The sequence below is a fragment of the Bovifimicola ammoniilytica genome (assembly GCF_025567085.1).
GTDB lineage: Bacteria > Bacillota > Clostridia > Lachnospirales > Lachnospiraceae > Bovifimicola > Bovifimicola ammoniilytica.
Window position 1 is genome coordinate 304,958 of record NZ_JAOQJN010000003.1, and the last position, 13,742, is coordinate 318,699.

Annotated in this window: 9 protein-coding genes; all 9 read right to left on the bottom strand. The window is 34.7% G+C overall.

Features of this window, described 5'->3' with window-relative positions:
* Positions 1-59: 59 nt before the first annotated feature.
* Positions 60-485 carry a hypothetical protein gene (locus OCV48_RS05230; protein WP_021982100.1) on the bottom strand — a complete coding sequence of 142 codons (426 nt, stop codon included), beginning with the start codon at positions 483-485 and terminating at the stop codon, positions 60-62.
* The gene (locus tag OCV48_RS05235; RefSeq protein ID WP_147591327.1) at positions 482-2,017 is read right to left on the bottom strand and encodes a Y-family DNA polymerase; all 1,536 of its coding nucleotides are present in this window, start codon (positions 2,015-2,017) and stop codon (positions 482-484) included. Before OCV48_RS05235 ends, OCV48_RS05230 begins: the two co-directional genes overlap by 4 nt.
* A gap of 142 nt (positions 2,018-2,159) precedes the next feature.
* On the bottom strand, positions 2,160-3,764 hold the full coding sequence (gene pckA / locus OCV48_RS05240) for a phosphoenolpyruvate carboxykinase (ATP) (protein ID WP_147591328.1): 1,605 nt from the start codon (positions 3,762-3,764) through the stop codon (positions 2,160-2,162).
* A gap of 216 nt (positions 3,765-3,980) precedes the next feature.
* On the bottom strand, positions 3,981-4,625 hold the full coding sequence (locus OCV48_RS05245) for a DNA-3-methyladenine glycosylase family protein (protein WP_021982097.1): 645 nt from the start codon (positions 4,623-4,625) through the stop codon (positions 3,981-3,983).
* A 249-nt stretch (positions 4,626-4,874) separates the two neighbouring features.
* On the bottom strand, positions 4,875-7,202 hold the full coding sequence (locus tag OCV48_RS05250) for an InlB B-repeat-containing protein (RefSeq protein WP_262559119.1): 2,328 nt from the start codon (positions 7,200-7,202) through the stop codon (positions 4,875-4,877).
* Positions 7,166-10,945 (bottom strand): InlB B-repeat-containing protein, encoded by a 3,780-nt coding sequence (locus tag OCV48_RS05255; protein WP_262559121.1) that lies wholly within the window; start codon positions 10,943-10,945, stop codon positions 7,166-7,168. Before OCV48_RS05255 ends, OCV48_RS05250 begins: the two co-directional genes overlap by 37 nt.
* Before the next feature lie 22 nt (positions 10,946-10,967).
* Positions 10,968-11,663 carry a TetR/AcrR family transcriptional regulator gene (locus tag OCV48_RS05260; protein ID WP_262559122.1) on the bottom strand — a complete coding sequence of 232 codons (696 nt, stop codon included), beginning with the start codon at positions 11,661-11,663 and terminating at the stop codon, positions 10,968-10,970.
* 283 nt (positions 11,664-11,946) lie between these two features.
* A complete protein-coding gene (locus OCV48_RS05265; RefSeq protein WP_021982094.1) occupies positions 11,947-13,056 on the bottom strand; it encodes a PDDEXK nuclease domain-containing protein in 1,110 nt (369 codons plus the stop codon).
* A 182-nt stretch (positions 13,057-13,238) separates the two neighbouring features.
* Complete coding sequence (locus OCV48_RS05270; protein WP_021982093.1) at positions 13,239-13,712, bottom strand: hypothetical protein; 474 nt, start codon at positions 13,710-13,712, stop codon at positions 13,239-13,241.
* Positions 13,713-13,742 lie beyond the last annotated feature (30 nt).

Genomic DNA, 13,742 nt, shown 5'->3' on the forward strand with positions numbered 1-13,742 from the left:
AATTCTCTCTTTGGTAATAACAGATTTTACCATTTATGTCAAGCTATAAAGAATATCATTCAATCAAATGTAACAATTTTCTCATTTATGGAGATATCAACTATCTTAGAGATTTCTATTGATGTCTTATTCTCCATAATTATACAGCCATTATCTTCATCTATTTTCCGGACATTTCCTCTGTATTCAAGATATTTTCCTCCTGCTTTCCTATCATCAGGCTTAAAATATCTGATATATACATTTACTGATTGCCGGTTCTTTAGTTTCTCCCTCAATAGCTGCAATTTCATATCTATTTCAGATTTGATATATTCGTCCATATCAGTTAATTCATCTGTAAGCCTTGCAGTTTCATTTATTACCTCTTCATAACCTGTTAATGCCGAAAATGGTGCAAACTGGGCAGCTCTGTCATGAATTGACATCTGCATATGGTTCTTTGAAACGTGATGTGGAAGATTAATTATATCATCATAATTCACGCTTTGTGTCCTCCTATCTGGCTGTTTCTCTCTCTTCCTGTTGCACCCTCTTCAAAGTTAATTCCTTTAAGCATTGAATTTTTACCATATTTATTTTTAACAGTAAGCATAGCTTCCTGTAATTTTCTTTCTTTATCTAATGCAGCTTTTTCTTTCTTCTTCTCTTTTTCTAATGCCTCATAATCCGTAAATAAGTCCATCTGCATATATTCTTCTACTGCATCCTTTACTTCATCTTCATTTACAATTCTATTCGCTGTAATATTTATTCGTCGTACTAGCAGATTATAATCTACTATTTCATCAAATAGCTTTGAAACTGCATTCATGATAACATTTGAAGATGATGTTTTCATCTTAAGATTTGTAGTTCCATGTGCATGTTTAGGTATGGAACGTCCATATCTGTCTATTGTGATTTCGCCCGAATATTTCTTACGTCTGTTGACATCAGTAATATTTTCTATGTCATATCCAATTGTTAAAACTATCTGGTCGGTAAGAAGCCGTTTCTCCACAAGGCTCAATGCTAACTGGTCGCTCATCTCCATTACAACTACCTTTGCTTTATCCATTGTATAAGGACAAGTAAGCACCTGTCCTGCCCCAAGACTCTTTGTCTCCGGCTTATAAGCTTTAATATCTGCAATTGTACAGGGTTCATATCCCCAGCTATGGTCTATCAGCAATTCCGCATTTATTCCAAATAATTTATATAACAATTCTTCATTGTAGAAATCTCCAGCTTCACCAATGCTGCATCGTGCTACATCTCCCATTGTATATATGCCATTTTCTTCTAATTTCTTTGCATATCCTCTTCCAACTCTCCAGAAATCAGTTATCGGTCTGTGGTTCCATAACATTTTCCTGTATTTCATCTCATCTAATTCTGCAATTCGTACACCATTTTCGTCCGGTTCAATATGTTTTGCCACCACGTCCATAGCTACTTTACATAGATACAGATTTGTTGCAATTCCTGCTGTAGCTGTTATTCCCGTATTCTTTAATACGTCCTCAATTATTTTCATCGTTATCTCTTTAGCAGTCATTCCATATATTTTCAGATATCCCGTAATATCCATAAACACTTCATCGACTGAATATATATGAATATCCTCAGGTGCTACGTATTTAAGATAAATATCGTATATTTTCCTGCTATATTCCATATATAATGCCATTCTTGGCCTGGCAACTATATAATCAAGTTCATACTGTGAATTTCTCAATTCTTCTGAATCATATGAACTGCCTGTAAATCTTCCATCCTTTGTTCTGCCACGCCTTATACGGTTGACCTCTTTAACTTTCTGTACTACTTCAAATAATCTTGCACGTCCCGGTATTCCATATGCTTTTAATGAGGGTGATACTGCTAAGCATATTGTCTTTTCAGTTCTTGACCTATCAGCAACCACAAGGTTCGTTGTTAATGGATTTAAACATCTTTCCACACATTCTACAGAAGCATAGAAAGATTTTAAATCAATTGCAATATAAATTCGGTTATTATTATTTATTTCCATCTTTCCATCTCCTCCTATTAATACTAAAGGTGTCTGATAATTATACCAGACACCTCTATATTCGTCTAATGCTTTATATATCTATAGTCTATACAATTTGTACATTTTCTATATAATATTCATCAGATTTATTTTATTCAGATTATAACTGTGGACCTGCTGAAACAAGTGCTTTACCTGCTTCATTTCCTTCGTATTTAGCAAAGTTCTTAATGAATCTGCTTGCAAGGTCTTTAGCTTTTGTCTCCCATTCAGAAGCATCAGCGTAAGTATCACGAGGATCAAGAATTGCGCTGTCTACACCTGGAAGTTCTGTTGGAACTTCAAAGTCAAAGTGTGGAATCTTCTTTGTTGGAGCTTTATTGATGTCACCGCTAAGGATTGCATCGATAATACCACGAGTATCTTTAATAGAGATACGTTTGCCTGTACCATTCCAACCTGTGTTAACAAGGTATGCTTTAGCACCACTCTTCTCCATCTTCTTAACAAGTTCTTCAGCATATTTTGTAGGATGTAACTCAAGGAATGCCTGTCCGAAGCATGCTGAGAATGTTGGTGTAGGCTCTGTAATACCACGTTCTGTACCAGCTAATTTAGCTGTGAATCCTGAAAGGAAGTAGTACTGTGTCTGCTCAGGTGTAAGGATAGATACTGGAGGAAGTACTCCGAATGCATCTGCTGATAAGAAAATAACATTCTTAGCTGCTGGAGCAGAAGATACTGGACGAACGATGTTCTCAATATGATTAATTGGATAAGATACACGAGTATTCTCTGTTACACTCTTATCTGTGAAATCAATCTTACCATTCTCATCAAGTGTTACGTTCTCAAGAAGAGCATCACGTTTGATTGCATTGTAGATATCTGGCTCTGAATCTTTATCAAGGTCGATAACTTTTGCATAACAACCACCTTCGAAGTTGAATACGCCATTGTCATCCCAGCCATGTTCATCATCACCGATAAGTAAACGCTTAGGATCTGTTGAAAGTGTTGTCTTACCTGTTCCTGATAAACCAAAGAAGATTGCTGTATTTTCGCCATTTAAGTCTGTATTTGCTGAGCAATGCATTGAAGCCATACCTTTAAGTGGTAAGTAGTAGTTCATCATTGAGAACATACCCTTCTTCATTTCTCCGCCGTACCATGTGTTGATGATAACCTGTTCACGGCTTGTAATGTTAAATGCTACTGCTGTCTCTGAGTTAAGACCAAGTTCTTTGTAATTTTCAACTTTAGCTTTAGATGCGTTGTAAACAACGAAATCTGGCTCGAAGTTCTCTAACTCTTCTGCTGAAGGTTTGATGAACATATTTGTTACAAAATGTGCCTGCCAAGCCACTTCAACGATGAAACGGATTGCCATACGTGTATCTTTATTAGCACCACAGAATGCATCAACTACGAAAAGTCTCTTATTAGAAAGCTCTTTCTTAGCGATGTCTTTTAATGAAGCCCATACTTCTTCTGAAAGTGGGTGATTATCATTCTTATATTCATCAGATGTCCACCATACAGTGTCCTTTGAATTTTCATCCATTACAATATACTTGTCTTTTGGTGAACGTCCTGTGTAAATACCTGTCATAACATTTACTGCACCAAGTTCACTTTCCTGACCTTTTTCATAGCCTTCAAGACTTGCCTTTGTCTCTTCTTCAAATAATACTTCGTAAGAAGGGTTGTGAACAATTTCAGTTGTTCCATTAATACCATACTTGCTTAAATCAATTTTTGCCATTTGAATCTAACTCCTTTTCTTTAATAGTTAGTAGAAAGTTTTACATCTGCATGTGCAGAATATGTCATTTCTTTCTATCGAAGTCTTTTTTCAACTTCACTCATAATATTATACATTATTACAAAACAAAATCAACAAAAAATCTTGATTTTCTGAAAATTGTTAATTTTTTATCATTTTTATTCTTTTTTTGCACTATCCTTTATTCATTTTATTTTAATTTTTCCTTTTCTTAGGTGCATAATCTTTCATCTCAGTTATCGCCCCACCTGAAACTGCCCACAAATACAGACTTGCTACGCTACAATACGGACTGAAACGTCTGCGATATTTTTCAAATAATTTTCTGTCAATCTTCCTATGATGATATACCATTCGAAGCCCTCTCTGTATTGCCAGATCATCAAAGCTGAAGATATCTGGTCTTTGCAGACAGAATAGTAAAATCATTTCTGCTGTCCATACGCCAATTCCCTTTAAAGAAGCAAGTGCCTTAATGGCTTCTTCATCAGACATCTCTGAAATATCCTGTAAATTAAAGTTTCCACTATGTACCTTATCCGCAAAGTCTTTTATATACTCAGCTTTTCTAAAGCTCATTCCCAAGGACTGTAATCTTGATATGTCTGTTTTATAAATATTTTCTGCATTAACTTCTCCTAACTCATCCTTCAGACGTTGCCATATAGTCTCCTGTGCTTTAGTAGAAATCTGCTGTCCTATGATATGATGTACAACCGATGAAAATAAATCGGTATCTGTTACACGTTCAATGTGTCCAATTTTCTCAATGACCCCACCTAATATTTTGTCTTTACTTTTTAAATATTCAATTTCTTCATCTCCATATATAAAATACAAACCGATTACCTCCAATTTGACTATTCATTTTGATTACATTATCTTATCACTATTTTACAGAAAAATTGAATATTCGCCAAGAGAATACAGAAAAAAGAACGGATAAATGATTACTTCATAACTTCATCATTTATCCATTCTATAATACTTTATATCTTAGAGTTATAGGGCTAATCGTGTTAATGACTAATCTCAGCCATCAAATGCTTTATCCTATAACTCTCTTTATAAAATTACTTCTCTATAAATTTATTTCTTTGTAAATTTTGCCGTAAGTGTTATCTCATCTGTACCATCATCTGGTATTCTAACTTTGCCATCAGTAACTGTCAACGTTTCACTTTCATAACTAAGTGTATATCCATTGCGTTTAATATCAGGCAGTGTTATTATTTCGCCTTTATTTACAAACAGGCTATAATAATTGTCTGTAACACCATCAATGCTTATCTCGATACCAAGAATAATCGTGTTCTCTGTATCTTCGCAATATCTGCCCCAGAAGTAAACATCACTGTCAGGCATAGTATATATTCCCTCTTTGTTGACAAGTGAAATATCTGTCAGACATATCCATGTTTCATTAAACATATATCCATCTTTCTGCGGCAAATCAATATATGAAAACATTTCTTTACCTACAGGAACATCTGAAATAGTACAATATGGTTCAGTTTCACCATCTATTATATAGTAGATATTATGTGTTGCTGTTGTATAAATACATTCCACACTGACATCATTATGTGGCATTATGAATTTATATTCACCATTTTCTTCATAAATATCTACATCATCCGATTTCCAGTAATAAGTATAGCCACTCTTCTGTGGCGGAACCGGAAGTGTCACAACATTCATGTATTGCTCACTTAAAGGACTATCCTCACTTATTGAACCGTCAATTGTGATACTTATATCATAGAATTTAGGTGATGACGTTGCTCTAAATATAACATCATGAGCAGGCATTACAAATTTTCCATCTGTTACAACTATACCATCTGCTGACCATTCCGTAACATCATAATAGTCTTTTACCGGTTTATCAATAACCGGAATTGTATCACCTATTTTTGCAACTTCCTTAGTCTTATAAATCTGTCCGTCAAACTCATAGGTTATATAGCATTTTGTAGTTGTTGCAATTGCAGTTAATCCTGAAGCAGGCATTGTTTCCGGCTGTTTTACTAAAGCACCTGCTGCCCCTGACCATGACCAGCCATTGAAAATATATCCTGCTGCCTCTGAAGGTGCACCAAATACCGGAAGCATATCGCCATAATGATAATTCTTCCTTTCAATAACTGTACCATCAATCCATATTGCAGTAAGTGTTACATCTTTAGTAAGTGTTATTGTGTCATCTGCTCCATAGATATTTCCATCTTCATCTATCCAGCCTCCGAATATATAATCACGCAAATCATCTGTCTTAGATACCTCTGCCATATCTGACAATTTAATCTCTGCTCCGTAAGCTTCAGTTCTTTCATCATTCCCCGTCAGCTTACCACCATTAACATCAAGTTTTAATGTATGTCTGTGTACATTCTTTTTCCAATTGCCAAATATTATCTCAAGTGACAGCCCATCTGCTGATGGAATACTTGATGAACCCTGATACTCAAGAGTATAACCTTCACCCTCAACATTCTGAGGTATATAGTTGTTATATTTCTCAACAAATGCCAGGTAATCATCATAACCGCCTGTAAATGTATCAGTAGTTTCACCATTCAGAAGCTCACCATATGGAGTTGAAACTTTTACAGTATATGTCTTAGGATTTACTTTATAAATTGCTGTAAGTGTTGTAGCATAATCAATTTTAACCTGTTGACCGATACTATAAACCTGTCCTGTTTTATTATCTTTCCAGCCTATCGGCTCGTAATCATTATATTTATCAGAATCTTTTACAGCCCATCTTGAAATAGTCACTTCATAATCTTCTGAGTCAAAGCTATCTAAATAATCATAGAACAGATTTCTTCCATCACCTGCATCAAGATTAATCCTTACATTACGTCTGATAATCGGACGTATTCTAAGGTCTCTATATATAAGCTTATCTAATTCAAATTCTCCAACATTGTAACCATATTGGTCTTCACACCATTGTATAAATTGATATGAAGTTCCTTCCTGCCAGTTACATGCGGCAAATGCTTCATCTAATTCAGACTTTGGTACAGACGTTCCACCATCAACCTTTAATGTCTTATAAATCTTGAACTCGCGTGCTATGTCATCATAATAGAACAAGTCTACATTGTATACATTGGTTTTATATATAGCTTCATAAACCGTATCTTCATATACTTTTGGTAATTGAGACCATAATTTATAAATTGTCTTACCACCATCTGAACTATATCCAAGTAATGTTTTGCCAAGCGGTGTTGCTGCATAAGGCATATCAGGTGATTTACCATAAGGTACTTCCATTTCTCTGACTACCGGCTCTCCATACATTGTCTGCGATTTGAATTTAACTGACATATTTTTTAATGTATAACCGGCTCTGTAATAATAAATTACCTGATGATATTCCTTGTTATAACTATAAAACAATTGTCTTTCTGCTCCATACAAATCAGATGATGTAACCTAACCGAACACAATGCCTTATCAGTAGGAAGTCCGCTCTTAAGATAGTATTTATCTACCTTATAATCGATTTTCTTCATATTATTTGCGGCATATTTAAACATATTATAATATCCTTGTGGCACACCATTTATTGAATACCAGCCACTAAATTTTATATTTTCATTATCGACTATATCCGGAGGTGTTGCATCATCACCAACATTAACAGCTCTTACTTCTGTCGTCCATATGTCTTTATTAACATCATAATAAGTGAAGCTGACTAATGCCTGCGCTCTCTTTGCATGGTATATAATTTCTGTATTATCTTTAGATACCGGAGTAAAATACGGATCACTTTCCCATTCTTCATCCATGTATTTCCAACTGTCTACAGCTCCATTTGTATCAAAACTGCCTGCATAATTTCCAGCCGGTACCTGTCTTGTACCAACAAGTGTTTTTTCTCCATCAACTTCTCTGAAGAAATTAACAGTGTACATCTTACCTATGTCATCAAAATTAACTCTTGATTTATCATACCATATTACTCTAACTGTTTTAGTTGTACTTGCTTTAGAATCAGCAGTCTTTGTAAACTGTAATGTATTGCCATAATAGTGGACCTGAGCTGTACATTCGTCAGAACTTTGCCTATATGATGAATATGGCTGGTCATATGTCAGATGCCTTCCCTGACGGTCATAAACTACTCTGAATCCCTTACCCGAAACTTTTAATGTCACCTTATTCCATGGTATAGTCGCATTTTTATCAAGTACTCCGGTAGTAATATCTACTACCTGTCCGGACATTGGTGAAAGGTCATTCACGTCTATGCTGGCATATGAGCTTCCATTAGAATAAAATACTATTGGCGTTACCGGATCATTTAAGCATACAACAAGTTTCTTATCACCCATTGAGAATAACGGCCACTTACATTCCGGTATCAATGGTGCATCAACTCTTATATTAAATACTTTAGATTCCGCTACCAGATTTACCTCCAGATAAATACCATCTTCTAAATAGAAGCCGCCCATAAGTGTACTATATACTGTATCATATCTGTGGTCAGGTTTTACAACATGATAACGTGCGTATCCATAGATATCAAGATAAGCCCCTACCTGTACTTCGACTCCGACTTCGCCAAGTCGTCTAAGCCCAATAAATGATACTGTAAGCTGACCTGCAATTCCCATCTTAATTCCTGTATATCCGCATAAAGTCAGATCAAAGCTATATCTGTCAGCTCCAATCAGCTTATTCTTGTACATACTGAATTCTTTTTCTTTAGAATTACCATATGCACCCACCTGTCTTGCATCAAGTACAGAAAATTTACTTCCTATACCACCTGCAAAACTCATTTTTACCACAAAATCAAGTTCAAAGTTAAGCTGGAATAATGCTAACGGCTTTGCCGTAGAGAATAATGGCAGTCTGCAAAGTTCTATATAACCGCCTTTCTTGTTAAGCATGTCCTGAACTTCTTTAACAAGTCCCTGAGTATCATTTTCTTTATCACTTCTAAGCATCTTTGTAACTTCATCAGTGATATTTCTATAACTGTTTGCCCCTACAGAACATACAAGTACCTGCAATTCGATATCAGTCTGCGTATACATATTAGCCGCATAGTTAAATTCAAGTTCAGGCGTATCAAACCATTTAAACTCAAATTGCTTATATCCCTGTAAAGATACATTAATATATTCGGTAATGGTAAATGTTGCATCAACTTTTAATTTACCTTTGACATTTCCCTTATAACCGAGTGTAAATGTAATTGCTGTCCAATAGTCAGGATTAGGATATGTAAAATTATTATTTTCTGCCTCTCCTATCTTAACAGATACCTTAAGGTTCTTGCCTAACCTCTTAGCAAGATCAGCAAGTGTATCCTCCTTAGGATGCGCATAATCAGAAAAATCCTTCAGCCTGTCATCATCCAGCGTACTTCCTACCAGTGATTCCCCATCTAACTCTTCTTTTACTGTCTCACTTTCTGCAAGCACAGCTGCAAGTACATAATTTAATTGTTTTGCTCCCTCGCTGTTATAGATTTCCTGTTCAAGTGCTGCAGTATCGATACCATCTACAAGATATTTATTCTGTGCAGGATCAGTAAAATATATATCAACCTTATCATATACATCTTCAACATCACAATCATCTGTCTGTATATAATACTCGTCATCATCCTTTATGCTGTCAATGATTTTAACAAAAAGACAATCGTCCGTAATATTATTTGTACCATCTCCAATACAGATAACATCATCTACTGCAAGCGTATTTGCCTCGTAATAATCTTTCTGAATAATATATTCATATTCATTAGGTGTCTCTGTAAGCTTCGCTTTATCAAGATATTTAATGCCATCCCTAAGCTCTACTATATTAGATTCTTCTTTATATATTTTAAATGTATATTCTGAAACTACTTCATTAAGTCCCTTAAAATGTACCCCATCATTGGCTGTCATACGATACATACAACCCTTTGTATATGGAGTTTCAGGAACTATGGTGTACTCATTTTCACCATTTGGTGTAACCGTAAATCTCTCCGGAGTATCACCTGTATATGCAAAAAGTGTAATAAAACTGTTAATATTATCAGCAGTTATTACTTCATCGCTGATAAGAGTTATCGAATGATTTTCATCGCAATTTTCCTCATAATAAGTTGTATCTTCCACAGGTTCATAATCATCCGAAGAATCCTTAAATGATGCATAAACTGTCATATCTTCATTTACAGGCGTATCTGAAAAGAATTCATCGGTAAATCCTGTGTCGGTAAACCATCCCATAAATGCCTTACCTGCTCCGAAAGACTGTGGAAGCTGTTCTATTGTTCCGCCTTTTTTCACTGTAATTGGCTCAACAGGTGTTCCATCTCCCGTATCAAAAGTTACAGTAACCTCTTCGCCCTCGGAAGGCTCATTGTCTGTATATGCAACCTTTGCAGTTATCGTCTTTTTAACACCATTTACTGTTATATCCTTGTTTGCAATTACACTTCCACCTGAAGCAGTTGTGTTTGTACCATTGTTTGCAAATGCATCAGCAGGTAATATCGAGAATAACATTATCATACATAAAAATATTGAAAATATTTTCTTTAATTTTTTATTTTTAATGCTGAATGCCAAAAATATTATTCCTGATAAAATTGCGAGTATTATCCATATATTACTGTGTGAATCTCCTGTTTTAGGATTAGATGATTTATCAGGTGTTGTTGTCTTCTCATCTGATGTTGTCTGTTCCTGAGTAGTTGTCTCTCCTGATGTCGTTATCTTCTCTGGGGTTGTTGTCCCTTCTGTTGTCAACTCTTCTGATGTTGTCTCCTCTGGAGTTAATTTCTCTATGTACGCTGTTAATTCTGTTATTCTGTCTTTCCCGGCTGCCAGCGAATATTCCCCCTCAGAAAGCCCTCCACTTTTAAGAGTCAATCCATCAGGTAGTGTAATTTCAGATATTATACCACCGACATCATATGTACTGTTATTTGTAACCTTAAGTACGATATTGATATCTTCGCCTTCATTATAGCTGTCCTTGTCCGTAGTCAATACAGCTGATACAAGTGCAGATTCCTGTGCCTGTATCACTGTGGTTACCGCCATCACACATGAAATCGCAAAAAACACTGCTGAAATTAGCCATGCAATTAGTCTTTGCCTTTGCTTTAATGCTTTTCCATTCAATAAGATGCACCTCCTTGATCATTTAAGTTATCTTGTTACCTATAGCTTCTTCAAGTCCTGTTTCTGCCTTTGCTACAATCTCCTCTATCAATTTAGCTGCAACTGAATTAAGGTCAACAGCAAGTACTGCCTCAATAAGGCTATTGCGTTTTTCTGTTGGTACATTATACAATTTAAGACAACAATCCAGATATCTTCTTAGCTTTCTATCTAATGTAAAATACATATCGCAAGGTTTTGCCATAAATCCTCTTGTTATACTTCCCGATGCTATATCCATTTCGTAAAAATCCTTATCCTCTGCATCTGGCATATATGCCGCAAATATATTTTTAATCTGAATAGCTGTACTACGATAGATATATTCAGACGTACTAGGCAATGTATATGCCATAACATATATTTCTCTAAGTGATTCAGATAATTCTGTTATGTTTATCTGTAGTGCCGTTTCGAGGCAATATACCATAAGTGGTTCATGATTTTCGGCAAATGAACGTGCCTTTTCAAACTGATTTTCGAACATTATCTGTGTCAATTTCAAGAGCAATGCCTCTTTATTTTCAAATGCTGCAAAAAAAGATGTTGGTGACATTCCTGCTGCCCTTGATATCTGGGCTGTAGTCGTTTTCTCATATCCTTGTTCTAAGAACAGCTGTATCGCAGCAAGCAACATTTTATTGCGTCGTGCTATCCCTTTAGGTTGTAGTCCTTTCAATGTATTTTCTCCTTTTGATTGTAATTATGAGTTTAGTTTTGAGTGTACTCAATTATAACATTTTCTACCAAAAATGTAAATATCTATTGTAAAGAAATGATGAATTAACAATATTTTACACTACTTTTATATCGAATTATGCGATATTTTTTTCAAAAGAAAAAGGTAGCTATCGAAATGATAACTACCTGATACTTCTTGATTTATTCAATTGATTTTATTTTTTCGCAGTGCCCTCAATCTTCTGTGACTCACCTATAATTACAATCGGAATGTAATACACTTAGACCTCTGTTTCTCCTCCGACTTTTTTCTCTTCATCCTTCTGTTGTAAATAAAACATAGCTTTTTGTGTTTCTATCTCTTCTCTCAGTTCTTCTTCAGTTGGTAAATATAATTTATATTTGCTGGCAAATAATTGCTCATTACCATGTAAAATCGAATATCTAGCAATGTCTTCATCCGTCTCAGAACACAGTACAATACCCAGTGTCGGATTGTCATCTGGAGATTTCTTTAATTCATCATACATGCGAATATACATATCCATCTGCCCTACATCCTGGTGGGTAATACGTTCCGTTTTCAAATCTATAAGTACAAAGCATTTCAAGATATAATTATAAAAGACCAAATCTATATAATAATCCTGTTTTTCTGTATGAATATGTTGCTGTCTTGCTACAAATGCATACCCTTTTCCCATTTCCATCAAAAATTTTTGCAAATTACTGATTATACTTGTCTCTAGTTTCGTCTCATTAAAAGATGTATCTGGTGTTAAGCCCAAGAACTCCACTACTACAGGATTTTTTATAAACTCAAGTTTATCATTCTGATATGAGGATGTCTTTTCTTTCATTTCAGACTCTACAGCATTCTTATCCTGTGATTGAAGCATACGATAATAATACTGGGTATCAATATTTCTCTGTAAGGTACGAACACTCCATGTCTGCTCATAAGCTTCTTTCTCATACCATTTGCGAGCTGTTTCATCATGAACTTGAAGCAAAGTACGATAATGCGACCATGATAAACACATATTAGATTTTCCACACGCTGTGTGGAAAATCTCTGGAAAGCATTTATAGAATCTGTAAAAACTATAAAGATTTGTTTTTGTAAACCCTTTTCCATATTTTGTTGTAAGTTCCCTTGACAATCTTTTAATAACTTCAGCACCATATTCTGCACGTTGTTCACTAGCTAATTCTTCTTCTGCAATTCGATATCCAATCAGCCAATTCCTTTGCGTTAATATCATATTTACAGTACGGTATGCCTCTTTTTGAGATACTTCAATAATATTTTGTACATCATTTAATATGTTGTCTGTTTTTTCAAAATTATTCATAATAGCATTATTTACACTATTCATAATTTCATTCATCGGTCTGCTCTCCTTTCAGTAGATTATAAATCTGCCATATTTTCTATATAAATCCATTGTATATGTAGGTTTGATAGTCTGGCTCTGATTTATCTAATCATTACAATTTATTTTGATAATTCTCTAACTTAATGAAAATTCTAACTACATTTACTTATCTATATTGCAACCTAAATGCTCAATTACTTCTTTTCTTCCTCTTTTGTATCAGAATCTATAAGCATTTTATATCTTTCAAAAGACATTGACCTAAGAATTCTTATGTTAAGCTTGACATTACTATTTTCAAATACTTTTCCCGCCACATCAATTAGCCAACCAAATAATAGTAAAGCAATAACATTTCCTATTAATACATCATTTACTTCACCTCTACTGTTATCAGTAATTATTGTTGCACACATACCAAGCAAAAATGTTATTGAAATTTGAAGCCATCTTAAAGCGCCACTACCATATTCATTAAATAAATATTCTAAAATAACACTTACTCCTGCTTCTTCATTCTTTATTAACATTTCTTTTGCTAATTCAAAGCCTGCTTCACATTCTGACAAATCTGCATCTTTTATAGTATCTCTTACTTTCCTTGCCGCTTCACGTTGCTGTTCTACTTTGTATGCTATATTTTCTTTTTCAAAATTTCTAAATTTCATTTCATTCTCCTTATCCTTTAAGTACCTATA